General features: G+C 69.6%; 18 protein-coding genes. 10 read left to right on the top strand and 8 right to left on the bottom strand.

The genetic code is table 11. From position 1 onward, the window contains the following. Positions 1 to 71: 71 nt before the first annotated feature. The 3 genes from ACWCP0_RS08875 to ACWCP0_RS08865 form a co-directional block, all read right to left on the bottom strand. Positions 72 to 221 (bottom strand): hypothetical protein, encoded by a 150-nt coding sequence (locus tag ACWCP0_RS08875; RefSeq protein ID WP_451078164.1) that lies wholly within the window; start codon positions 219 to 221, stop codon positions 72 to 74. Between the two features lie 363 nt (positions 222 to 584). Beyond that, positions 585 to 2,534 (bottom strand): amino acid transporter, encoded by a 1,950-nt coding sequence (locus tag ACWCP0_RS08870; protein WP_451078163.1) that lies wholly within the window; start codon positions 2,532 to 2,534, stop codon positions 585 to 587. Between the two features lie 50 nt (positions 2,535 to 2,584). Next, a complete protein-coding gene (locus ACWCP0_RS08865; protein WP_451078162.1) occupies positions 2,585 to 3,028 on the bottom strand; it encodes an alpha/beta fold hydrolase in 444 nt (147 codons plus the stop codon). Between the two features lie 380 nt (positions 3,029 to 3,408). Between ACWCP0_RS08865 and ACWCP0_RS08860 the strand changes: the two genes are divergently transcribed. Together ACWCP0_RS08860 and ACWCP0_RS08855 are read left to right on the top strand one after the other, a co-directional pair. Beyond that, positions 3,409 to 3,555: a hypothetical protein gene (locus ACWCP0_RS08860; protein ID WP_451078161.1), complete on the top strand. Its 147-nt coding sequence runs from the start codon at positions 3,409 to 3,411 to the stop codon at positions 3,553 to 3,555. 318 nt (positions 3,556 to 3,873) lie between these two features. After that, a complete protein-coding gene (locus tag ACWCP0_RS08855; RefSeq protein ID WP_451078294.1) occupies positions 3,874 to 5,784 on the top strand; it encodes an ABC transporter ATP-binding protein in 1,911 nt (636 codons plus the stop codon). A gap of 121 nt (positions 5,785 to 5,905) precedes the next feature. On the opposite strand, the gene ACWCP0_RS08850 is transcribed toward ACWCP0_RS08855, so the two are convergent. Then, the gene (locus ACWCP0_RS08850; RefSeq protein WP_451078160.1) at positions 5,906 to 6,532 is read right to left on the bottom strand and encodes a response regulator; all 627 of its coding nucleotides are present in this window, start codon (positions 6,530 to 6,532) and stop codon (positions 5,906 to 5,908) included. Continuing rightward, positions 6,529 to 10,866 (bottom strand): HAMP domain-containing protein, encoded by a 4,338-nt coding sequence (locus tag ACWCP0_RS08845; protein WP_451078159.1) that lies wholly within the window; start codon positions 10,864 to 10,866, stop codon positions 6,529 to 6,531. Before ACWCP0_RS08845 ends, ACWCP0_RS08850 begins: the two co-directional genes overlap by 4 nt. Positions 10,867 to 11,157: 291 nt before the next feature. On the opposite strand from ACWCP0_RS08845, the gene ACWCP0_RS08840 reads away from it, so the two are divergent. From ACWCP0_RS08840 to ACWCP0_RS08805, 8 genes are all read left to right on the top strand, one after another. Continuing rightward, positions 11,158 to 13,080 carry a SpoIIE family protein phosphatase gene (locus ACWCP0_RS08840; RefSeq protein WP_451078158.1) on the top strand — a complete coding sequence of 641 codons (1,923 nt, stop codon included), beginning with the start codon at positions 11,158 to 11,160 and terminating at the stop codon, positions 13,078 to 13,080. A gap of 621 nt (positions 13,081 to 13,701) precedes the next feature. Beyond that, the gene (locus ACWCP0_RS08835; protein ID WP_451078157.1) at positions 13,702 to 15,036 is read left to right on the top strand and encodes an OFA family MFS transporter; all 1,335 of its coding nucleotides are present in this window, start codon (positions 13,702 to 13,704) and stop codon (positions 15,034 to 15,036) included. Next, positions 15,005 to 15,139 carry an MFS transporter small subunit gene (locus ACWCP0_RS08830; RefSeq protein WP_451078156.1) on the top strand — a complete coding sequence of 45 codons (135 nt, stop codon included), beginning with the start codon at positions 15,005 to 15,007 and terminating at the stop codon, positions 15,137 to 15,139. Before ACWCP0_RS08835 ends, ACWCP0_RS08830 begins: the two co-directional genes overlap by 32 nt. A gap of 881 nt (positions 15,140 to 16,020) precedes the next feature. Next, positions 16,021 to 16,881, top strand: a complete 861-nt coding sequence (locus ACWCP0_RS08825; RefSeq protein ID WP_451078155.1) for a class II fructose-bisphosphate aldolase — start codon at positions 16,021 to 16,023, stop codon at positions 16,879 to 16,881. A gap of 4 nt (positions 16,882 to 16,885) precedes the next feature. Continuing rightward, entirely contained in the window at positions 16,886 to 17,749 is an 864-nt protein-coding gene (locus ACWCP0_RS08820) for an HAD-IA family hydrolase (RefSeq protein ID WP_451078154.1), read from the top strand. Between the two features lie 22 nt (positions 17,750 to 17,771). Further along, positions 17,772 to 18,428 (top strand): dihydroxyacetone kinase subunit DhaL, encoded by a 657-nt coding sequence (gene dhaL, locus ACWCP0_RS08815; RefSeq protein ID WP_451078153.1) that lies wholly within the window; start codon positions 17,772 to 17,774, stop codon positions 18,426 to 18,428. A gap of 70 nt (positions 18,429 to 18,498) precedes the next feature. After that, positions 18,499 to 19,494, top strand: coding sequence for a dihydroxyacetone kinase subunit DhaK (gene dhaK / locus ACWCP0_RS08810; protein WP_451078152.1), 996 nt, complete (start codon positions 18,499 to 18,501; stop codon positions 19,492 to 19,494). Between the two features lie 86 nt (positions 19,495 to 19,580). After that, positions 19,581 to 19,913 carry a hypothetical protein gene (locus tag ACWCP0_RS08805; RefSeq protein WP_451078151.1) on the top strand — a complete coding sequence of 111 codons (333 nt, stop codon included), beginning with the start codon at positions 19,581 to 19,583 and terminating at the stop codon, positions 19,911 to 19,913. 295 nt (positions 19,914 to 20,208) lie between these two features. On the opposite strand, the gene ACWCP0_RS08800 is transcribed toward ACWCP0_RS08805, so the two are convergent. The 3 genes from ACWCP0_RS08800 to ACWCP0_RS08790 form a co-directional block, all read right to left on the bottom strand. Next, positions 20,209 to 21,429 carry a metallophosphoesterase gene (locus tag ACWCP0_RS08800; RefSeq protein WP_451078150.1) on the bottom strand — a complete coding sequence of 407 codons (1,221 nt, stop codon included), beginning with the start codon at positions 21,427 to 21,429 and terminating at the stop codon, positions 20,209 to 20,211. Positions 21,430 to 21,677: 248 nt separating this feature from the next. After that, on the bottom strand, positions 21,678 to 21,926 hold the full coding sequence (locus ACWCP0_RS08795; protein WP_451078149.1) for a hypothetical protein: 249 nt from the start codon (positions 21,924 to 21,926) through the stop codon (positions 21,678 to 21,680). 214 nt (positions 21,927 to 22,140) lie between these two features. After that, positions 22,141 to 24,618 carry a SpoIIE family protein phosphatase gene (locus tag ACWCP0_RS08790; RefSeq protein ID WP_451078148.1) on the bottom strand — a complete coding sequence of 826 codons (2,478 nt, stop codon included), beginning with the start codon at positions 24,616 to 24,618 and terminating at the stop codon, positions 22,141 to 22,143. Positions 24,619 to 24,713 lie beyond the last annotated feature (95 nt).

The following is a 24,713-nucleotide window of genomic DNA, read 5'->3' as shown; positions in this document are numbered from 1 at the left end:
CTGCGGCAGAGCCCTGACCGGCCCGTGGATCGAACGGGGTGCGGTCGTGACCTGGCACCTTATCGATCAACTCAGCCGCTGCACGAATCGTGGCCGTCACCGGCAGCCGCCACCCCCGGGTGGTTGCTCAGGTCCTCGGCCCGGGCCGCGAGGTACTGGGCCCAGTCGCGTCTGGCGGAGGCGACCCAGCGGAGCGCCGTGTGGCGGTGCATCCCGGTCACGTCGGCGACGATCGGGCCGGGGAGACCAGCCGCGAGAGCGGGCGAGCGCCGTTCGGTGGACGGGCCGAACAGCAGGGTGATCGCGCGGCCGCCCGGACGTCCGTGGGCAGGGCATCGTCAGTCAGACAGCGCTGGAGGAGTGGCCATCGATCGTCCTCGTCGAGCAGGTTCTGGGGCTCCTGCCTCGGGATGGAGGGTTCGCCGCCCCGCAGGAAGCTGAACCGGACGTGGAGCGTAGGGACGCTGGCGAGGATCCCGGCTGTCCCGAGATCTCGCCCTCGGTCCGCGTGCCGTCGGCACGCAGGCCGAACACCCTCCCCGGTCCACGGCTGTCTCCTCGCCGGTCACCCACGGGCCGGTGTGTCAGCCGACGTGGACGCGGGGCCGGTTCGCCCGGTTGGGTTCGGCGACGCGCAGGACCTCGCGGGTGACGGGGGCGACCTCGCCCTGGCCGAAGAGGAAGAAGCGGAGGAAGTTGGCGAACGGGGTGCCCTCGGTCCATTCGAAGTACATGTGGGGGCGTTGGCCGGAGGCGTCGCGTACGTGGAGGAGCAGTGCGGCCAGGGCGTTGGGGACGGAGGAGCTCTCCAGGGTCAGGACGCGGTAGCGGCCGTGCAGCACCTCGCCGCGTACGTGCAGGCCGGCCTCGAACTCCGAGGGGTCGCCGACGGTGACCTCGACGAAGACGAAGTCGTCCTCGGGCGGGATGTCGTTGTCGGCCCGGATCTGGTGGATCTTGTTGCGGTACTCGGCGACGTCGCGCTGGTCGGGTTCGTTGGCGATGAACCGGATCGTGCGGTGGGAGATGTCGCGGACGAAGCGCTCGGCCATGTCGTCCAGCGTCACGCCCGTGACGCGCAGCTCGAAGGCGCGGGCCAGCCGGGATGCCAGGGACAGGATGATGATGCCGGCGATGAAGCAGGCACCGATCTTCACGCCGTCGGGCCGTTCGACGACGTTGAGGGCGGTGGTGTAGAGGAAGACCGCCGAGATGACGGCGAAGGCGATCGTCCAGCCCCGCTGCCCGGCGCGGCTCGCGGCGATCGTCACCGCGATCGACGCGGAGCAGATCAGGACGAGCACGCCGGTGGCGTACGCGCCGCCCTGGGCGTCGACGTCGGCGTCGAAGATCCAGGTGACGAGGAACGCGACCAGGGTGAAGACGATCACCATGGGGCGCACGGCGCGCGCCCAGTGGGGGGCCATGCCGTAGCGGGGGAGGTACTGGGGCATGAGGTTCAGCAGCCCGGCCATGGCGGAGGCACCGGCGAACCAGAGGATGGCGATGGTGGCGACGTCGTAGACGGTGCCGAAGGCGTCTCCGAGGTACTGGTGCGCGAGGTAGGCGAGGGCGCGTCCATTGGCTTCGCCGCCCGGCTCGAACTCCTTCGCCGGGATGAGCAGCGTGGTGATGAAGCTGGTCGAGATCAGGAACACGCTCATGATCAGCGCGGCGGTGGTGAGCAGCTTCTTGGTGCCGCGGATGCGCCCGGCGGGCTTCTCCTCGATGTCGCCCGGAGCGCCCTCGACATGTGGCATGACCGCCACGCCGGTCTCGAACCCGGACAGGCCCAGCGCCAGCTTGGGGAAGACGATCAGCGCCACACCGATCATGGCCAGAGCGTTTCCGTGCTCGGTGGTCAGGGCCGTGGACCAGTCGGTGACGACGTGCGCCTCGGTGGCGACGTGCCACAGGCCGACGGTCACGACGACCGCGTTCAGGGCCAGATATGCCCCGACGAGGGCGACGGCGACGCCGATCGCCTCCAGGAAGCCCTTGAGGAAGACCGCCCCGAGCAGCGCGATCAGCAGCAGGGTGACGAGCATCTGCTGTCCGTGCAGGAAGCCGGGCACGTGCGGGTTCTCCACCAGGTGGATGGAGGAGTCCGCCGCCGACAGCGTGATCGTGATGAGGAAGTCGGTGGCGGCGAAGCCGAGCAGGGTCAGGACGAACAGCTTGCCCTTCCAGAACGACAGCAGTCGCTCCAGCATGGCGATGGACCCCTGACCGTGCGGGCTCTCCTCGGCCACCCGCCGGTACACAGGCAGCGCGCCGGCCAGCGTGACGATCACCAGCACGATGGTGGCCACCGGCGACAGCAGTCCCGCCGCGAGCGCGGCGATGCCGGGCTGATAGCCCAGGGTGGAGAAGTAGTCGACGCCGGTCAGGCACATGACCCGCCACCACCGCTGCCCCTTGTGCGCGGGCTTCGGCTCGCCAGGTGCCCCCTTCTGGTGCCTGGCCATGTCGGACAGGCCCTCCAGCATCCACGCGCGCAGGCGGCTCGTACGGGCCTGGACGGGGGTGGCCATGTGTGCTCCTGACTACGGCGAACGATACGGCCATCATGGAGACGGCCCGATCAGCGTATGCAAGGAAACAGCCCGCAGGCCCAGAGGCACCCGCCCATGCCCCGAGACAGACGTGGATCATCGACCGGTTCGACCGGTTCGACCGGTTCGACCGGTTCGAGGAAGCGCCCGGACGACCCGTCAGTTCGAGCGTGGCGCGCGTATATCGTTCCATCGGTTGAACTGGTTCGCACATCTGGCGCAATCATGCCGAGGCTGCGTGGCAGGTCGGCCGGCTCGCTCCATTCCGTGCCGCCGCGGTCGTGGAGCACCGCCCTGGTGAATCGGCCGACCCGGGCGTGGATGTTGAGGTAGTCCAGGCCGATCGCGCCGGCGGCGGGCAGGAAGACGACGGCCGGGCCGCCGGCTCCCGAGCGGTGGAGGAACAGGCCCCGTCCGTCGATGTCGAAGAAGCGTCCCGGCGGGACCTGATGCGTGTGCGTGGTGGTGTTCATGGAGCCGATGGTCGAGCCCTACGCAGGGGCGTTCAGTGGCAAATCATGAGAAATCTTGCCGGGCGTGATCAGCCGGCGCAACTGCCGCTGCGTAGACATGACATCAAGAAGGCGGACTGGGATCGGCCACCGAGTACCGTCCAGCAGGGGGTTGTTGTCGTGCATGGCCTTCGCCGGCGGTCGTGGCGGCGGGCCGTCCGAACGCCCAATTCACCAGCAGCACCAGCTCTTGAGGTGGGGACATGAACGGGTACATCGTGGTGGCGTTCGTGCTTTTGGGGGTGCTTGTGGTGGTCGCCGCGATCACGACGGGTTGGCTGCCCAAGTGGTAGCGCAGGCATGTCCAGCGACCCCGCCTGTGGGGTGATGGGCAACTGCTGGTGGCCGCGTTCCTCGGTCTCCAGGTGCTCTTCGGCGTGTTCGCAGAGTCGGGGCTGCATTTCATCGGCGCCGGCATGGGCGCGGTGCTGATGTCTATTGCCGCAGGGCCGATGTGGGCTGCGCAGCGGTCGGCTCGGGCCGGGTGAGCCCTGGACCGAGTACCGGGGCTTGCTGACGCCGTCGCCCTTGCGTGCCGTGGTGGGCTCGCCGCGGCGCTCGGCGCCGGGGGCGCGGGCGGCCGGGTGGCCGGCGTGGGCGGAGGAGCTCAGTTGCCAGGTCACCGTCCCGGTCCTGCTCGTCCTCGGTGACCGTGACCTGCTGATGTACCCGCCGCCCGGCGACTGCCGGGCGGAATTGGAAAGGCGCCCGGCCCGCCTCTCCGGCGCCGCCACCGGATTTCCCTGCCCTTGTCTCCCTGCCCTTGACCTGAACAACGCTTGAGGTTCTACGGTTCTCTCATGAGCATGGAGACCACAGCCTGGATGCAGTTGCACAGCGTCATGAACGCACAGCGGGACAGTCGCCCCCTCGCCCGGGCCACCCTGCGCCGCATCGGTGCCTTCGCCCGACCTCACCGTCGTCGCATCGTCCAGTTCGTGCTGCTCGGCATCGTGGGCGCGGTGCTCGCCGTGGCGACGCCGATCCTCGCCGGACGCGTCGTCGACGCGATCGTGCACGGGTCCGACCCGGGCGTGGTCGTCCGGCTCGCGCTGCTGATCGCCCTGATCGCGCTCGGTGAGGCCGCACTCGGCCTGCTGAACCGCTGGCTGTCGGCGTCACTGGGGGAGGGGCTGATCCTGGACCTGAGGACCGCCGTCTTCGACCACGTCCAGCGCATGCCGGTCGCGTTCTTCACCCGCACCCGCACCGGCGCCCTCGTCAGCCGCCTCAACAACGACGTCATCGGCGCACAGCGCGCCTTCAGCAACACGCTCTCCGGAATTGTCGGCAATGTCGTGACGCTGCTGCTCACACTCGCCGTGATGCTGGCCCTGTCCTGGCAGATCACCCTGCTCGCCCTCGTCCTGCTGCCGGTGTTCGTCGTGCCGGCGCGCCGCATGGGCACCCGTATGGCGAGGCTCCAGCGCGAGGCCGCCGATCTCAACGCCGCGATGGGGACGCGGATGACCGAGCGCTTCTCGGCGCCGGGCGCCACGCTCGTGAAGCTGTTCGGGCGGCCCGACGAGGAGTCGGCGGAGTTCGAGGCCCGGGCCCGCCGGGTGCGCGACATCGGTGTACGGACGGCGATGGTGCAGTCGGCCTTCATCACCGCGCTCACGCTGGTCTCCGCGCTGGCCCTCGCCCTGGTGTACGGCCTCGGCGGCTGGTTCGCCCTGCGCGGCTCCCTCGAACCGGGCGCTGTCGTCGCCCTCGCCCTGCTCCTCACCCGTCTGTACGCGCCGCTGACCTCGCTCGCCGGCGCCCGAGTCGAAGTCATGAGCGCCCTCGTCTCCTTCGAGCGGGTCTTCGAGGTCCTGGATCTGAAGCCACTGATCGAGGAGAACGCCGACGCCCTGCCCGTGCCGAACGGACCCGTCTCCGTCGAGTTCGACGACGTCCGCTTCGGCTACCCGTCCGCCGACAAGGTCTCCCTCGCCTCCCTCGAAGAGGTCGCCGCACTCGACACGCGCGGCGGCGCCGAGGTCCTGCACGGCATCTCGTTCCGTGCCGAACCCGGCCAGACCGTCGCCCTCGTCGGCTCGTCCGGCGCCGGCAAGTCGACCATCGCCCAGCTGCTGCCCCGGCTGTACGACGCCGATGAGGGTGCCGTCCGCATCGGCGGCGTCGACGTACGCGACGTGACGGCCGAATCCCTGCGAGCCACATTCGGCATGGTCACCCAGGACGGGCATCTCTTCCACGACACCGTCCGCGCCAACATGCTCCTCGCCCGTCCGGACGCGACGGAGGACGAGCTGTGGGACGTCCTGGGGCGGGCCCGCCTCGACGACCTCGTGCGGGACCTGCCGGACGGGCTCGACACCGTCGTCGGCGAGCGCGGATACCGGCTCTCCGGAGGCGAGCGCCAGCGGATGACCATCGCCCGCCTGCTGCTGGCCCGGCAGCGCGTGGTCATCCTCGACGAGGCCACCGCGCACCTGGACAACACCTCCGAGGCCGCCGTGCAGGAAGCGCTCGCCGAGGCGCTGGAGGGCCGCACCGCCGTCGTGATCGCCCACCGGCTGTCCACGATCCGCGCCGCCGACCAGATCCTCGTCGTCGAGGCCGGCCGGATCGCCGAGCGCGGAACCCACGACGAACTGCTCGCTCTCGACGGGAGATACTCGGAGCTGTACCACACCCAGTTCACGAAGCGGGGGCACGGGCAGGACGTGCCGCAGAGCGCGGAGGAGTCGGTGGCCGTGGCCTACTGAGCGGGCGAGGACCGGCCGGCACCGGGGCGGGAGCAGCCACATGTCCTGATGCTCCCCTCACCTGTTCAAGCCCCCCTCAGTCCGCACTTGCCTCACCCGTCCACAACCTCCCGAGACGGAACTAGGCCGCGTGCCGCACCCGCAGGCCGTTCACCGCACGTCGCAGCTCGGCCGTGCGCTCGGCGAGCCCGGCCGCCTCGGTGCCCTCCGTGTTGCGCAGCTGCAGCTCGATCTGGGCGAGCTCTTCGGCGATCTCCGCCAGCCGTTCCTTCGGTCCCGCCGCCTCCACGGGCGTGCGGTCGGTCACCAGAAGCCGCCGCAACTGCTCGGCCTGCATCGCCAGTTGGCGGTTCTTGCGGTCCAGGTCGAGGAAGACGCTTACTTTGGTGCGCAGCACCCAGGGGTCGAACGGCTTGGTGAGGAAGTCGGCGGCGCCGATCGCGTACCCCCGGTAGGCGTAGTCCGTGTCGGCGTCGGTCCCGGTCAGCAGGATGATGGGCACGTCCTTGGTCTGGTCAAGGCGCTTGATGTTGGCGGCGGTCTCGAAGCCGTCCATGCCGGGCATCAGGACGTCCAGCAGTACGACGGCGAAGTCCTGCCGCAGCATCGCCTTCAGCGCGTCCTCCCCGGAGGAGGCACGTACCAGCTGCTGGTGCAGGGGGCCGAGCACGGCCTCCAGCGCGATGAGGTTCTCCTCCATGTCGTCGACGAGGAGGATGCTGCACTTGTCAGGGGCGGTGGTGGTCATGGCCTCTGCCTCGGGCGGTTCTCGCCGTCGCCGTCGCCATCGCCATCGCCATCGCCATCGCCGTCGCCGTCGCCGTCGCCGTCGCCGTCGCCGTCGCCGTCGCCGTCGCCGTCGCCGTCGGCTTCGGCTTCGGCTTCGGCTTCGGCGATCGTGGCCTGTGCCTCGGCGGTCTCCGGATGGGGATCCTGCACCTGCACCCGCTCAGGTTCCCGCTCCGGAATCGGCTTCGGCGCCGAGGACGCGCCCTGCGGGTCGAGCAGGTCGCAGATGACCGACAGCAGGTGGTCCACGTCCACGGGCTTGGGTACGTAGTCGGAGGCGCCGCTGTCGATCGCCTTGGCGCGGTCTCCCGGCATGGCCTTGGCGGTCAGCGCGATGATCGGCAGATGGGCGAGGCGGGGGGTGCCCCGGATGGCTCGTATCGTCTCGTAACCATCCATCTCGGGCATCATGATGTCCATCAGAACCAGCGACACATCGGGGAACCGCTGCAGAACCTCGAGGCCCTCGCGGCCGTTCTCCGCGTACTTCACCGTGATACCGACGCGGCCCAGCACATGCGTGAGCGCGAAGACATTACGGATGTCGTCGTCGACGATGAGGAGGAGACGACCGGCCAGCACCCGGCCGGGGCGTCCGCTCAGCCACTCCTTGAGCCGTGTCGTCTCCGGCCAGGCGTCCTCTCGGACCTCCGCGGGCGCCACGGTTCCCCAGCCGACCAGGCTGTCCGGACTGCCGGTCGCGGTGTTCGGCGCGTAGTCGGTGGCGTCCCGCACCGGCTCCGGCCGCAGGGGGAGCGCGGGCGGGGGAGGAACCGCGGCAGACGCGGGAGCCGGGGCAGGTTCGAGCTCGGAGGCCGTGGCAGGGGGGCCCGTGACCCGCAGTGCCGCCGCTTCCGGCGTGGCGGCGGCGCCGGGGTAGCGCGCCGGAATGTAGAGGGTGAACCGGGAGCCCACGCCCAGCTCGCTCTCGGCGACGATCCGGCCGCCGAGCATCCCGGCGATCTCCCGGCTGATGGACAGGCCGAGACCCGTACCGCCGTACTTGCGGCTGGTGGTGCCGTCGGACTGCTGGAACGCTTCGAAGACCACCGGCAGCTTCTCAGGCGGAATGCCGATCCCGGTGTCCTTGACCGAGAAGGCGACGACGGCCTCCGCCCTCTTCAGCGTCTCCTCATCGAAGCGCTCCCCGGACACCCGATCGACATGCAGCTTCACGCCACCGGAGGTGGTGAACTTCACCGCGTTGGACAGCAGATTGCGCAGGATCTGCTGGAGCCGCTGTTCGTCGGAGAACAACTCCCGTGGCACGTCGTCGGCCACCGCGATCTCGAAGCTCAGCCCGCGGTCCACGGTCAGCGGGTGGAACGTGGCGTGCACGTAGTCGAGCAGCTTGTTCAGCGGCAGCCGCTTCGGGTGCACGTCCATCCGGCCCGCCTCGATCTTCGACAGGTCGAGGATGTCGCTGATCAGCTGGAGCAGGTCGGAGCCCGCGCGGTGGATGGTGGCGGCGAACTGCACTTCCTGCTCGGACAGATGACTATCGGGGTTGTCGGCGAGGAGCCGCGCCAGGATCAGCAGCGAGTTGAGCGGAGTGCGCAGCTCGTGCGACATGTTCGCGAGGAACTCCGACTTGTACTGCGAGGCGGTCGCGAGCAGCGCCGCCTTCTCCTCCAGCTCGGCATTGGAGCGCTGCAGCTCATCGGAGCGCATCCGCAGCTCGGCGGTGAGCCGCTGTGACTCCGACAGCAGCGACTCCGTGCGGGAGTTGGCGATGATGGTGTTGATAGAAACACCGATGGTGTTGGCGAACTGGTCGATGAAGGCCAGGTGTACGTCGCTGAACCTGCTGAGCGAGGCCAGCTCGATCACTCCGAGTATCTGGTCCTCGAAGAGGATCGGCAGGATGACGACGCTGTGCGGGAGCGCCGAGCCGAGCCCGGAGTTGATGGTGATGTAGTCCGGCGGGGCGTCCGTGATGATGATGCGCTGCTTCTCCTGCGCGGCTTGGGCGATCAGGCCGCGGCCCGGGGTGCCGGTTCCGGGGAGCGGTCCGCGGCTGCCGGCCTGGTCGGTGCCGTACCCGGCGATGAATTCCAGGCCCGCGCCGGGCAGTGCACCGGCCTCGGACAGGAAGAACGCGCCGAACTGCGCGTTCACCAGCGGTGTCAGCTCGCGCAGGATCAGGTCGGCGACCTCCACCAGGTCGCGGTGGCCCTGCATCAGGGCGGCCATACGGGTGAGGTTGGACTCGAGCCAGTCCTTGGCGCGGGTGGTCTCGCGGAGGTTGGCCACCATGAGGTTGACGTTGTTCTTCAGCTCGGCGACCTCGCCCTGCGCCTCGACCGCGATGGAGCGGGACATGTCGCCCTGGGTGACCGCGCTGGCCACCTCGGCGATGGCGCGCACCTGGGTGGTCAGGTTGAGGGCCAGCTCGTTGACGTTCGTGGTCAGCCGCTTCCACGTCCCGTAGACACCCTCGACGCGGGCCTGGCCGCCCAGCTGCCCTTCGCTGCCGACCTCGCGGGCGACACGGGTGACCTCGGAGGCGAACGAGGAGAGCGTGTCCACCATCGTGTTGATGGTCGTCTTCAGCTCCAGGATCTCGCCGCGCGCGTCAACGTCGATCTTCTTCGACAGGTCGCCCTGGGCGACGGCGGTGGCGACCTGGGCGATGTTGCGTACCTGGGAGGTGAGGTTGTCGGCCATGAAGTTGACGTTGTCGGTGAGGTCCTTCCAGACGCCGGACACGCCGCGGACCTGGGCGCGGCCGCCGAGTCGGCCCTCGGTGCCGACCTCGCGGGCGACGCGGGTGACTTCGTCGGCGAACGCCCGCAGCTGGTCGACCATCGTGTTGATGGTGTCCTTGAGTTCCAGGATCTCGCCGCGTGCGTCGACCGTGATCTTCTTCGACAGGTCGCCGTCGGCGACGGCCGTGGTCACCTGGGCGATGTTGCGTACCTGGGAGGTCAGATTCAACGCCATGAAGTTGACGTTGTCCGTCAGCTCCTTCCAGACGCCCGAGACGCCGCGGACCTGCGCCTGACCGCCCAGGTTCCCCTCGGTGCCGACCTCGCGGGCGACGCGGGTGACTTCGTCGGCGAACGCGGACAACTGGTCGACCATCGTGTTGATCGTCGACTTCAGCTCCAGGATCTCGCCCTTCGCCTCCACGGTGATCGTCTTGCCGAGGTCGCCCTGGGCGACGGCGGTGGCGACCTGGGCGATGTTGCGTACCTGGGAGGTGAGGTTGTCGGCCATGAAGTTGACGTTGTCGGTGAGGTCCTTCCAGACGCCGGAGACGCCGCGGACCTGGGCGCGGCCGCCGAGTCGGCCTTCGGTGCCGACCTCGCGGGCGACGCGGGTGACTTCGTCGGCGAACGCGGACAACTGGTCGACCATCGTGTTCACGGTGCTCTTGAGTTCCAGGATCTCGCCGCGTGCGTCCACCGTGATCTTCTGGCTCAGATCGCCGTTGGCGACCGCCGTGGTCACCTGGGCGATGTTGCGTACCTGGGAGGTCAGGTTCGAGGCCATGAAGTTGACGTTGTCCGTGAGGTCCTTCCACACCCCGGAGACGCCCGGTACCTGGGCTCGGCCGCCCAGCTGCCCCTCCGTGCCGACCTCGCGGGACACCCGGGTCACCTCGTCGGCGAACGCCCGCAGCTGGTCGACCATCGTGTTGACGGTGAGCTTCAGCTCCAGCAGCTCGCCGGTCGCCTCGACCGTCACCTGCTGGGTCAGATCGCCGCGCGCCACCGCGGTGGTCACGACCGCGATGTCGCGGACCTGCGCCGTCAGCCGCGAGGCCATCGTGTTGACGGCCTCCGTCACGGAGCGCCAGTCGCCCGACAGGCCCTGGACCTTGGCGCGCCCGCCCAGTCGGCCCTCGGTGCCGACCTCGCGGGCGACCCGGGTCACCTCGCCGGTGAACAGCGACAGCTGGTCCACCATCCGGTTCACGCCCCGCCCCAGGCGCCGCAGGTCGCCGCGGAGCTGGCGGGTCTCGTGGTGCAGCTCGACCCGCTGTGTCAGATCGCCGTCCGCGACCGCGTCCAGCACGCGCGTGGCGTTCGCAACCGGCGTGACCAGCGCTTCGAGCAGTGAATTGGTGGCGTCCACGCTGGTGGTCCAGGCGCCCTGTCCGGGGCTCGCCGCGATCCGCTCGTCCAGCCGGCCCTGCCGAACCACCTCGCGGCGCACCCGCTGAAGCTCCGAGGCCAGATGCGCGTTCCGTGCGACGATCTGGTTGAAAGCTCCCGCCATCTCGGCGAGCAGGCCCTCGTGCGATCCCTCCACACGTACGGTGAAATCGCCGTCGCGCAGAGAATTCATGGCTGCGAGCAATGGGCGCAATTCGGCCGGGCGCAACCACTGCCCATCCGGGGCGGAGGTCGGTTGACCTGTGCGTTCAGGTGACTCGTCGAATTCCCCGGACGAGGTGGCGGGGAAAACGGAATCGGGTGCGGCCGGGTCGATCGCCATGGGCACCCCATTCTCAGAAATCAGAACATATGGGCATCTTGATCTCTTTATTAGGTTACATTGGGTGTTCTCAATGTCGAAGTGATCCAGGGGCCGCACGTGGGGCCGTCCTCCCTCTACCCACGAGAGTCCGTTTCGCGGATGAGGCTCCCAGCGAACGAGCTCGCAGCTTCCGCTGCTCGAAAATTCGTGCGCGCCGCACTCGCCGAATGGGGCTCGCCGACGCTCTCCGATGCACCCTCTGCGCCGCGGCCGCCGGTGATCACCGACCGGCTCGTAGACGACGCCGTGCTTCTCGTCAGCGAACTGGTCACCAACGCGATCATGTACGCCGGCACCGACGTCGAGGTCGCGTGCTGTCTCGGGTCCGGACCCGGCCCCCTCGTCCCGTCCGCGGCGGATGCGCCCGGGGCCTCGGACGTCGTCGTCGAGGTGGTGGACCACAATCCCTCCCGCGCGGTGCGTGGCGGGAGGGACGCATGGCGCGAGGGCCGCGGCTGTGGCTTCCAGCTCGTACGTGCACTGGCCGAATCGTGGGGGGTGATCTACCGGCACAGCGAGAAGTCCGTGTGGTTCCGGCTGGAGACCGCTCGCAGCACGCCGGCGCCCGACGGCTCTGTCAACGCCTCCACGGACAGCACCGCCGAGGACGCGCTCCAGCCGCCGCGGGCCGCTGAAATTCTCCCTCCCTCCCAGCCCCGCCCCCGTCGAGGCCGCACCGCCGAATGGGTCGAGCGCGGCGGGCCCACGTTCCTCGCCGAGGCCGGCGAACTCCTCGCCGGGCAGTTGGACGAGGACATGGTCGCCGCGATCGCGGGACAGCTCCTGGTACCCAGGCTCGCCGACTGGTGCGGCGTGTGGTTGACCACCGAGTCCGGCGCCATGCGGCTTTCCCGCGTCTGGCACACGGACGAGCGGTGCATCGGCGGACTGCGCCTGGCGCTCGAGAACGACCCGCCGCCCGCCCGGCTCCGCCCGACCGGCATTCCCTGGCCCTGGCCGCAGAACGCGGACGGCGTCGGCGCGGGCGGCTCTGCGCTGCTCTTCCCCCTCGTCGCGAGCGGCTGCTGCCACGGCGCGGTGTTGCTGGGGCGTAAGGGGGTGTCGCAGATGACCGACGGCCTCGCACGGCTCGCGGAGGACGTGGCGCGGCGCGTGGCCCACGCCGTCGCCACGGCCCGCCACTACACCAAGCAGGCCACCATCAGCCGGGCGCTCCAGCGCCGGCAGCTGCCCGAATGCCTCGCCGAAATCCCGGGCTTCGACACGGCGATCGTCTACGAGCCGCTGGGCGAGGGCCAGACGGTCGGCGGCGACTTCTACGACCTCTTCCCGATGGGAGACCTCCAAGACCGTCGCTGGTGCTTCCTGCTCGGCGATGTCATGGGCCACGATGTGGAGGCGATGTCCGTCACCGGCCTCGCCCGGCACCTGGTGCGCCTGCTGGCCCGCGAGGGACACGGCGTCGAATCACTTCTCGGCAGGTTGAACATCGCACTGGCGGAGGAGAGCGTGGAGGCCGTCGCACTCGGCGGCGAGCAGGCGGGGCCGCGCTTCCTGAGTCTGCTCTACGGGGAACTGGAACCCGACTTGGTGGAGGGCGGCGCGCGCTGCACGATCGCCAGCGCCGGGCACCCGCTGCCACTGCTGCTGTCGGCCGTCGGCGATGTGGCGCCTGCCGCGGACCCGCAGTTGTTGCTGGGGGTCTCCGAGAGCGCGGAGTTCCACGCCAACTCCTTCCACCTCGCCCCGGGCGAGACGCTGCTGTGCGTGACCGACGGCGTGACCGAACGCCGCCGGGGAAACCGTCAGCTGGACGATGCCGACGGGCTGGCCGAGGTGTTGCGGGGGTGCGTCGGAATGGGCGCGAAGGCCGTGGCGGAGCGGGTGCGGCGGGCCGCGCACGACTTCGACACCAGTCCGATCGACGACGACCTCGCTGTGATGGTGATCGAAGCGATACCGGTGCCTGTGCCGGGGGGCGGGCACGGAGAGGAGCCGGAGGCAGCCCGCCCCCGCCCCCGTACGCAAGCCGGCCCGTACGCAGCCGGGCCCACGACGTGACGCGCTCACGCGGCTCGGTACGGTCAAACGGTGCGACAGCGGGGGAGGTGCCCGGCGCAACCGGGACTCGTCATCGGCACAGCGTCCGGCGTCACCCGCAAGGTCTGATACATGATCGACTCCGCGGGTCAACCTCGCCGTTCCGCTTGGGCCGATGAGGCGTCGCTGATCGTCAGCGGTTCGGGTGGGCGGGTGGCTTCGGTGCTTTGGGCATGACGGAGTCCCGGCGCGGTGCTCGGGTTCTCCGGGCTCCATCTGGTCGCGGGCGGTCAAGAGGTTGTTGATGACCGGGCCGGCCCGTCCTGAGGCAAGGGCAGGTCGAGTCACGGGACTTCCGTCTCCGGCAGGAAACGCTGCGGGCTGATCCGCATCGCCGGGAGGCTCAGCATCGCGGCTGCGCCCGCTTGTTGCGCGGAGCCGACCTGGCCGAGGCCGCGCGCAGGACGGCGTCGGGCCCCGGCGGGCGCGACTTCATCCTGCTGAGCCGCCGCTCGAGGCGCGGTGTCCGCCTCAAGCAGGCCGCCATGTCCGACCGTTCGTCGCGTCAGGGATACCGCTCACCGCATACAGTCGACGCGCCGTCTTCTCAACTCCCTCGTTTCCTTCCTAGCGTTCAGGATCATGAGCCCTCCTGTCGCTCCCCCGGGATGGAGCCGCTGGCTGGTCCCGCCCGCCGCGCTCTCGGTCCACCTCGCCATCGGCCAGGCCTACGCGTGGAGCGTGTTCAAACCGCCGCTCGAATCGGCGCTCGGCCTCAGCGGCACGCAGAGCGCGCTGCCCTTCCAGCTCGGCATCGTCATGCTCGGTCTGTCGGCCGCGTTCGGCGGCACGCTCGTGGAGCGCAACGGGCCGCGCTGGGCGATGACCGTGGCCCTGGTCTGCTTCTCGTCCGGCTTCCTGATCTCCGCGCTGGGCGCCGCCACGGAGCAGTACTGGTTGATCGTCCTCGGCTACGGCGGCGTCGGTGGGATCGGCCTCGGCATCGGCTACATCTCGCCCGTATCGACGCTGATCAAGTGGTTTCCGGACCGGCCCGGCATGGCCACCGGTATCGCCATCATGGGCTTCGGCGGCGGTGCGCTGATCGCCTCGCCCTGGTCGGCGCAGATGCTGGAGTCGTTCGGATCCGACAACTCCGGGATCGCGCTCGCGTTCCTCGTGCACGGGCTGTCGTACGCCGTGTTCATGTCGCTGGGCGTGCTGCTGGTGCGGGTGCCGCGCAGCGAGAAGCCCGTCGCGAACACACAGAGCGCCTTCGAAGGCGTGCAGGTCTCCGCTCGCGACGCCGTGCGGACCCCGCAGTTCTGGTGTCTGTGGATCGTGCTCTGCATGAACGTGTCCGCCGGCATCGGCATCCTGGAGAAGGCCGTCCCGATGATCACGGACTTCTTCGCGGACACCTCGACCCCGATCTCGGTGACGGCGGCCGCCGGCTTCGTCGCCCTGCTGTCGGCGGCCAACATGGCGGGCCGGATCGGCTGGTCGTCCACGTCCGACCTGATCGGCCGCAAGAACATCTACCGCGTGTACCTGGGCGTCGGCGCCCTGATGTACGCGCTCATCGCGCTGTTCGGGGACTCGTCGAAACCCCTGTTCATCCTGTGTGCGCTGGTGATCCTCTCCTTCTACGGCGGGGGCTTCGCGACGATCCCCGCGTATCTGAAAGACCTCTTCGGGACCTACCAGGTCGGTGCGATCCACGGCCGGCTGCTCACCGCCTGGTCCACGGCCGGCGTCCTCGGGCCGCTGATCGTGAACTGGATCGCCGACCGGCAGGAGGAGGCCGGCAAGCACGGCTCGTCCCTGTACGGCCTGTCGTTCGTCATCATGATCGGGCTGCTCGTCGTCGGCTTCGTCGCCAACGAACTCGTCCGTCCCGTCAACGCCCGCCACCATCGCCCAACCCCGAGGGAGGAAACCGCCGATGTCGAACGACAGCCCTCAGAGTCCGCCTGACCGGCGCGGGCTGATCGCCTTCGCCTGGCTGTGGGTGGGGGTGCCGCTGACGTACGGACTGTATGAGCTCGTGCGGAAGGCGACGCAGTTGTTCACCGGGTGACGTTCAGGCGTCCGAGGGTCTGGCGGATGCCGACAACCCGGGCGTCCCATCCGTGGCTTCACCTACCGCCGCACGGCGCACCTCGGCGTCCGGGAGCAGGCGAACCGCCTCATCGAGCGGTTCATGCGGTAGTGGGACCGCGTCAGCCGGGGCGCGGTGCCCGCGGGGCGATCCGGGACTTGGACCGGAAAGAGACCGGAAGCGCCGGTCAGGAGCGGGACAGCTGCGGAAGGAACTGAGGTACGACGTGAACCGGGCCCTGCTGTGAGCAGGGCGGGACAAAGGCGTGCCTGACGGGCGAAAGCCCAGGTCAGGCACCTTTTCACGGGCCTCTGGAAGAGGCCGGGCTTCTGCGGCGAGTACGACACCAGCAGGTTCTTCGTCTGCTGGCTGTACCGGCTTTCATGTCGTTGACCTGCTGGAACAGCGGATGTCGAGATCGGCGGCGAGTCGCTGGCCGCATATGGTCCGGCTCTTGGTTCCAGATGCCGCCGTCTCCGCCAGGGGTGACCAGGCCCGACCGCGGGCGTGGCCGTGGTCGGCAGGGTGGGAGCCCCATCGCGGCGTCCACTCCTCGTGCCTCTCGCGGCTGGTCAGGGCAAGGCGTCCTCTGTTGTCAGCAGTACGTTCAGGACCACATCGGCTCAGGTCGGCTCCAGCACACGCCGGAAGTGCGGCGCGGGCGCGGCCACGCGCACGGTGATGCTCGAGGAAGGGGAGACAGCGTTCACGTCGCAGGCGCGCCCGGGGCGACGATGATCAAGGCCCGTCCCGCTCGTGGACGGACGGGCCGCTGGGGCCGCCTGGGTCCAGGCTACAAGTGGCGGGGTGTGATGCGCGGGCGTGGAATGGAGGGGCGGGGGCGGAAACGTGGAGGCGCCGTGGGTGTGACACCGCTGACCGAGATCCTCTCCGGGCCCTTCAACGATCGCTACGCCGTACCGGCCATCAACGTGTTCAACGACCTCACGCTGGAGGCCGTGCTGGCGGCCGCGGTGGAGAACGCGTCGCCGCTGATCGTGCAGACCTCCGTGAAGACGGTCAAGTCCATCGGCAGCGACGTGCTCTACGCCATGTGGACCGCGATGACCGACGGCATCGAGGTGCCTGTCGCCCTGCACCTGGATCACTGTCCGGAACGCGAGGTCATCACCGAGTGCCTGCGGCGGGGGTGGAACTCGGTGCTCTTCGACGCCTCCAGGCTCCCGGTCGAGGAGAACATGCGGCAGACCGTCGAGGTCGTCGCGGAGGCTCGTGCGTACGGGGCCGCGGTCGAGGGCGAGATCGAATCGATCACTGGTGTGGAGGACGGCATCGGCAGCGACGTCGCCGCCGAGCGGCAGGACCTCGCGGTCGCGCTGGAGTTCCTGCGGACCACGCAGGTCGATGTCTTCGCACCGGCGATCGGGAACGCCCACGGGTCCTACAAGCAGGCGCCGGTGCTCGATGCCCAGCGCGTGTCCGACCTCGTGGCGGCCTATCCGGTACCGATCGCGCTGCACGGCGGCAGCGGACTGTCCGACGAGCAGTTCCGTGACCTGATCTCCCGGGGGTGCGCGAAGGTCAACATCTCGACCGCCCTCAAGGAGACGTTCATGAAGTCGAATCTGGCCTTCCTCGAAACGGCGGCGGAGCGGCAGAAGTGGGATCCGCCGTCGCTCTTCCGGGCCGTCCGCCAGGATGTCGTCGAGTTGGCCGGTTCCCTGATGAGGCTCTTCGGCAGCGCCGGGCGGGCGGGCTGACACCGTGCCCGCGCTCATCTTCGACTGCGACGGCGTCCTCGCCGACACCGAACGCGACGGACACCTGCCCGCGTTCAACGAGACGTTCGAGGAATTCGGCCTGCCCGTGCGGTGGAGCGACGAGGAGTACGCGGAGAAGCTGAAGGTCGGCGGCGGCAAGGAGCGGATGCGGACACTGCTGACCCCCGACTTCGTCGCTGCCGCCGGGCTGCCTGCCGACCCGGCCGCACTCGAGGAGCAACTCGCCGGCTGGCACCGGCGCAAGACCGAGATCTACACCGGCATCATCCGCAGCGGAGCCATTCCGTCGAGGCCCGGCGTGCGGCGGGTCGCCGAGGAGGCGCACGAGGCCGGGTGGACGCTCGCGGTCGCCTCCACCTCGGCGGAGGCGTCCGTCCGCAGCGTGCTCGACCTCGCCATGGGTCCCGAACTGGCCGCACACTTCGGTTTGTTCGCCGGCGACGTGGTCCAGCGGAAGAAGCCCGCCCCGGACATCTATGCTTTCGCCGTGCACCGGCTGGGCCTCGATCCGGCGGGCGTCGTCGCGATCGAGGACAGCCGCAACGGGATGCTGGCCGCGCTCGGCGCCGGGCTGGCCTGCGCCGTCACGACCAGCGCCTACACCGAGGAGGAGGACTTCACAGGCGCCTCCCTGGTGGTCACCTCGCTCGGCGATCCGCCGCCGGAGGAGACCGTCACCAGGGTGCTGAGCGATCCGCTCGGCGCCCACCCGGGGCCATGGGTGGTGCTCGCGGACCTGGCCGCCCTGCTCACCGCCGGCGGCGACCCCGACGCCACCGCATCCGGTCCGTCCGCAGCTGGGCCGCTCGACTCCGTGCCGCCTGGTCCGGGTCCTCGTTCGCACTGACGTCGCGGCAGTCAGGAGAGTCATGTCATCGCCATCGACACCCGTCGGCGACCTCGCCTTCGTCGTCCGGACCATGGCCCGGACGGCGGTCGACAACGAAAAGGCATTCGGTGACCTCGACGCCGTGGCCGGTGACGGGGACTTCGGGTACTCGCTCGCTCGCGGCTTCGAGATCGTGCTCGCCGACTGGGACACCCTCGCATCAGGCCCACCGGCCGAATTCCTGAAGAAGGTCGCTCTGGTGATCTCCAAGCGAGTCGGCGGCACGTCGGGGCCGCTCTGGGGCACAGCCTTCCTGCGGGCGTCCGGGGCCGTGAAGGACCGGCAGGAGCTGAACGCCGCGGACGCGGTGGCCATGCTGCGGGCCGCGGCCGAGGGGATCAAGGCGCGGGGCAAGTCCGACCTCGGCGACAAGACGCTGCTGGACGCGCTGATACCGATGACCGATGCCCTGGAGCAGCGGCTGGCCGACGGCGGACCGGGCGCCGGCGCGGCGGAACTCGCCCGGGTGGCCGCCGCGACGGCCCGTACCGCGGCAGATGCGACGACACCCATGCAGGCCCGGCGCGGCCGCCAGAGCTACACCGGTGAGCGGAGCATCGGCTCGCCGGACCCGGGCGCGGTGGCGGTCGCGGTCATGGCGGAGCGCGTCGCCGCCGAGTGGGACGCACGCGAGTGACGGCAGGCAGCGGGCCCGGCTCCGGACCGCCTCCCGGCGGCCGGGACCGGCACCACGAAGGAGTTGCGGGATGAAGAAGTTCGTCAACGACCCGAAGGACTACGTTGCGGAGATGCTGGAGGGGCTCGCCCTGGCCAACCCCGACACGCTGAAGTACGTCCCCGAGTACAACCTGATCATGCGCGCCGACGCCCCGCAGGAGAACAAGGTCTCCATCGTGCAGGGCTCCGGATCCGGTCACGAGCCGGCGCATGTGATGACCGTCGGCAAGGGGATGCTCGACGCGGCCTGTCCGGGCGACGTGTTCGCCGCACCGCCGGCCGACTTTGTCTACGAGACCGTCAAGCTTGTCGCCTCCCCGAAGGGCGTTCTGCTGCTGGTCAACAACTACACCGGGGACCGGATGGCCTTCGAGATGGCCGAGGAGCTGTCCCAGGCCGACGGGGTGACCGTACGTACTCTCTTCATCGATGACGACGTGGCCGTACAGGACTCGACGTACACCGTCGGCCGGCGCGGGGTGGCCGGCAACTTCTTCGTGATGAAGGCCGTCGGTGCGGCCGCCGAGCGGGGTGCGGACCTCGACGAGGTGCACCGGATCGGAGAGAAGGTCAACTCCGTCACCCGAACCATGGGCATGGCGCTCACCGCCTGCACGCCGCCCGCGAAGGGCTCGCCGCTGTTCGACCTGCCCGAAGACGCGGTGGAGATGGGCGTGGGCATCCACGGCGAGCCGGGCCGCAAGCGGGAGCAGCTCCAGCCGGCGGACGCGATGGTGCGCGAACTCGTCACCGCGGTCGTGGACGACCTGCCGTACTCCTCCGGTGACCGCGTCGCACTGATGGTCAACGGCCTCGGCGGCACACCGATCGGCGAGCTCTACCTGGTCTACGGACGGGCCCACAAGCAGCTGACCGATCGAGGCATCGAGATCGGGCGCAGCTATGTGGGGGAGTACTGCACCTCGCTCGACATGGCCGGCGCCTCCGTCACACTGGTGCGACTGGACGACGAGATCTCCGATCTGCTCGCCGACCCCGCCGAGATCCCGATCCGCGTGTTCTGACCGGCCGACGACACTCCTCGCCCGGAGAATCGGGCACCGCGAAGACCCCGATCCGGCAGTTTCTCCGTACGGCCGGCCGTGCCGGAGTGCTGCCGCAGCACATCCGCACGTCCGGGCTCGCTGAGAGCAGGCGCGCGAAGCTGATGACGGCGGCGCGCGAGGGCGAGTCTTTCGACGAGCGCACAGGTCTGCCGGCGTCCGAGCTGCGCCGGCACTACGCCAAGTCCCTGGACGGCGTCCGGGAACAGGCCAACCGCGACATCGAGCGGTCCATGCGGGAGTGGGACCGTGTCAGCCGGGCGCGCCGCCCGCGGCGTGATCGGGGACTTGGACCGGGAAGAGACCAGAAGCACTGGTCAGGAGCGGGGACACCTGTGGAGGGAACGGGGAGGTGCGACGTGAATCGGGCCCTGCTGTGAGCAGGGCGAGTCAAAGGCGCCTGACGGGTGAAAGCCCGTCAGGCGCCTTTTCCGTGCCTCTGGAAGAAGCCCAGCTTCTGCGGCGAGTACGACACCAGGAGGTTCTTCGTCTGCTGGTGGTACAGGCGTCACGCGTCGCTGTCCTGCGTAAAACGTGGCCATGTATGGCTCGGTGGAGCCGTCGGCCCGGGAATGGTCCGGATCTTGTCCTCAGCGAGCCGGGCCTGGTCATCTGTCGACGCCGCATCCCTCGGCTCGTGGACTGCTCCAAGCGGATGTGTCGGCCCGCCCAGTGCTACGGCGAGGTGGGCAGGTGCGGGGAGCGGAGCACGAGCAGGGTGATCTCGCTGGGGGCGAAGACGCGGAACGGCGGGCCCCAGAAGCCGGTGCCGCGGCTGGTGTAGAGGAGGGTGCGGGGGCCGTGGTGGCTAAGGCCGGCGAGGGCGGGCTGGTCGATACGGACCAGGTGGTGGAAGGGCCAGATCTGGCCGCCGTGGGTGTGGCCGGAGAGTTGGAGGTCGATGCCGGCGGCTGCTGCCCGGTCGATGAACTTGGGCTGGTGTGCCAAGAGCAGGACGGGTAGGTCGGGGTCGGCGCCGTTCAAGGCTCCGGCGAGGTGGGCGCGGTGGCCTGCCAGGCCGGAGGACTCGGCGGTGACGTCATCCACGCCGGCGACCACGAGGGTGTCGCCTCCGCGTTCGAGCAGCAGATGGCGGTTGCGCAGCGGCTCCCAGCCCAGCTCGTCCATCAGGTCGACCCAGCCCTGGGCCTCGCTGTAGTACTCGTGGTTGCCGGTGACGTATACACGGGCCCGGGTGGCCCGCACGGTTCCGAGTGGGGCGGCCTGGGCGCGGCGGCGTTCGGCCGTGCCGTCCGCGATGTCGCCGGTGTGGCAGACCAGGTCGGCTTCCAGGGTGTTCACCGTCTCGCATACCCGTGCCGACCAGCGAGCGCGATCGAGTGGGCCGTAGTGGGTGTCGGTGATGAGGACGACGCGGATGCCGTCCAACCCGGCACCCAGCCGTGGGAGTTGCACGTCGAGTCGGCGCACGCGTGGCACGCGGCGGGCTTCGGCGTACCCCCAGGCGAGCAGTACGGCGGTTATGCCGAGGACGGCCCAAGTGACGATTCGGGCCCGGTCCTGACTCTCGTCGACGCCGGCCACGGTCAGGGCGAGCCGCAAGAAGACGCCGAGCAGAATGGACCAGGTGAACAGGACCCAGCTGGTGCCCAGCAGGGTGTCACCGACGATCGCCGCCCGGTCCTGCTGGCGCCGGCCGTGGCCGCGCACCATCGCGAGCGGCATACCAACGAGGCCGAGGGCGAACAGGGCGGTGCCGACCAGCGTGACGGGCAGCGGCCAGTGCTGGCCGGTGTGCAGGAGCACCCAGCAGGGCACGGCCCACAGCAGGACGGGGGCGATCAGGGGGATGTAGCGCATCAGGCGGTGCAGTCGACTCTGCCGCGGAGCTTGCGCTTCGCTGTCGGCGGGTCGGGTGTTGCTGGTGTCGGTCACGCTTCCCCTCTCTGACCAGCTGCCGTCTCGCGCACTGTATCCGGTCGCCCTCGGGCCGGCCGGACCGGCGTTCATGGGCGCGGGCCCCTTGGGGCGAAGGGCTCTCTGCGGGATGGCAAGACTCCGCCGCAGACACCTCCCTTGGCATGAACCGCGATCAGGGCGCTACTGCCCCGGCTTGGTACTGCCGCCAGTGGAGCGCGCGCTGGCGGGACGATGGCCTGAGTCGATGATGGCGAGTGCCGGCCTCACTGAAGCCGGTCAATGCACTCCCGCAACAGGGCGTGTATGTAGCCCGAGTTGGGGAGGTCGTGCTTGGTGATGACGCCACGGCTGGTGCGAATCTGTCGGTGCATCACGTCATCCGCCTGCACCTTGAACTCCAGGAGCCGTTGCACGTACTTCTTGTCCGTATTGGTCCACTTGTAGCTGCTGGCGGCCTGCTCGAACGACTGGCACCCCAAGATGGGCGGCACGTGGTCGATGATGGCCCGCACCAGGGCGTGACAGGCGTCCGCGCTCGGGGTCGGCCGCAGCTGACCCCGTGCCGGCGCCGTGCCTTACAGCCGGCGTCGACATCGACCCTGACAAGGGACCTTCCGAGAGTCACGTTCCAGTGGCCGGCCCGGCTGAGCCGGCTGCGATCAGGGGCGGTACGTCGATCCGCCAGAGAGCGGCTCCGGTGATCCGAGCACCCGGACCGTCCTGGCTCTATGGCATCTGGCGCGACAACGGCGACCGTTCGGCCGCGAATGGCGCGGCCTCGTCCAACCAGGCGCTGACCCCACCGCCATTCCCGCCGGGAAGGGGCTGCTCGGTCCAGATGGTCTTGCCGTTGCCGGTGTACCGCGTCCCCCAGCGTTCGGTTAGCTGGGCGACCAGCATGAGGCCGCGTCCGCCCTCGTCGAAGATGCGGGCGCGGCGCAGGTGCGGTGAGGTGCTGCTGGCGTCGGAGACCTCGCAGATCAGCGTCCTTTCCTTGATCAGCCGCAGCTGAATGGGCGCGCCGCCGTAGCGGATGGCGTTGGTCACCAGCTCGCTGACCACGAGTTCGGTGACGTAGGCCAGTTCGTCCAGCTCCCAGGCGTGGAGTTGGGCGGTCGCCTGAGAGCGGGCGCCTGCGACGACAGCCGGATCGCTGGGGAGGTCCCAGACGGCGATGTGCCCGCTGTCCAGAGCACGTGTACGGGCGATGAGCAAAGCGGCGTCGTCGGTGGGCCGCTCGTCGAGCAGCGCCTTGAGGACCTTGTCGCAGGTGGTCTCCAAGGACGAAGCAGCGGCGTCGGCGAGGGCGCCGCGCAGGGCATGCAGGCCGGCGTCGACATCGCGATGGCGTGCCTCGACCAGCCCGTCGGTGTACAGAGCGAGGAGACTGCCTTCGGGAACTTCGTGGTCGACGCACTCGAACGGCATCCCGCCCACGCCGAGCGGCGGGCCGGTGGGCAGTTCGAGGAAGTCCACTCCGCCGTCAGGGCGCACCAGTGCGGGCCAGAGGTGACCTGCACTGGCGAGCGAGCACGTGCGGGAAATGGGGTCGTAGACCGCGTACAGGCAAGTTGATCCGAGTTCTCCAGACGGCGCCTGTGCACCGGAGTCCTGCCCCGAGCTGAGCCGGACGACGAGGTCGTCGAGGTGGGCGAGGAGCTCGTCCGGGGCCAGATCGACGTCGGCGAGGGTACGCACGGCCGTTCGAAGGCGCCCCATGGCGGCCGAGGCGGCGATGCCATGGCCGGCCACATCGCCGACGACGAGGGCGACGCGGGCGCCGGAAAGCGGGATGACGTCGAACCAGTCGCCGCCGACGCCGATGTGCGAGTCCGCGGGGAGGTAGCGGCCGGCGACGTCCACGGCTGCCTGCTCGACAGTCCCCTGTGGCAGAAGGCTGTGCTGGAGAGCCAGCGCCGTCCTGTGCTCGCGTGTGTAACGGCGGGCGTTGTCGATACAGACCGCGGCGCGCGCCGCCAGCTCCTCGGCGATCTGCAGGTCGTCGGGTCCGTACGCTGCGACGGAGGGAGCCAGGCGGGTGAAGAGGGCGACGCCGAGGTTGGTGCCGCGGGCGCGGAGCGGCACCGTGATCAGCGACTGCGCGCGATGCCGAACCACCCAGGCAGCCCGGTCGGGGTCGCGGGCCAGCCAGCGGGTGATCTCGGGCTCCCCGATCTGGTGCACGGTACCGTGACCGGTGGCCAGGCAGCGGGTGGGCGGTGAGAACTCCGGGTAGCGGGCCAGCTCGCCGACTGCGACGGCATGCTTCACACGGGAGCGGATGGCTGCGCGCCGCAGCAGCAGAGGACCGTCGACGGGGATCAGCGGGGGCTCGTCACCGCGCAGCACGGTGTCGAGGAGATCGACGGAGACGAAGTCCGCCAGGGCAGGCACGGCTACGTCGGCCAGCTCCTGGGCGGTGCGGGCCACGTCCAGGCTGCTTCCGATACTCCTGCTGGCCTCGTCGAGCAGCGCCAAACGCTCGCGGGCCACGTACTGCTCGGAGAAGTCCAGGGCGGCCAGCTGCACGCCGTGCACCAGTCCATGGGAGTCCTTGAGCGGGGTGAAGTGGACGATCCAGGCATGCGCGTGGGGCTCCCCCGGGACCTTTACGTAGTTCTCGATGTGCTCGGGCTCACCGGTCCGCAGCACGCGATCGAGGGATCGCTCGGGAGCCTGGAAGGCCGGATCGGGCATGTGCTCGGAGATCCGGAGCCCCCGAAGCTCCCGCTCGGAGGCGGCGAGCTGCCTGGTCATGGGCTCGTTGACCCGCAGGAATCGACCCTCGGAATCGTAGATCGCCAGGGAGAACGGGGACTGGTCGAACGACCAGCGGATGAGTGGATCCGTGTCGCACTCCATCTCCTCCCGCACCGGTACGCCCTCCAGCAGCCAACCGGCTCGCCCGTCACCCGTGGGCAGCGGGCACGCGCGCAACCGGCACTCCACCGCGCTGCCGTCCCGGCGGCGGAGTGCCACCTGCCCGGTCCAACCCTCCTGTCGGCCGAACCGCTCACGAGCAGCCGCAGGGAGGGCCGATGAGAGTAGCTCTGCCGAGGGCAGGCCGACTGCCTCAGCGGCGGAATACCCGAGCAATTGCTCCGCACCGGCGCTCCAGCAGGTCAGCACACCATCCGGATCCGCCACTGCCAGAGCCCCCGCAGCAGGAAGCACGTCACCAGGGCTGCGTTCCGGTGGGTCCATAGTCGATCATCTCGCTTTCGAGTCCCAGCTGATTCAAGGATCTCTCGGTCGTGGCGCCGGTTCCCGTCAAGCGATCGCACGCGCTGGGTGGCGTT

The organism is Streptomyces sp. NPDC001970 (genome assembly GCF_053594115.1).
Note: the sequence above shows the minus strand (reverse complement) of the source record. Positions and strands in the feature narration are given on the sequence as shown.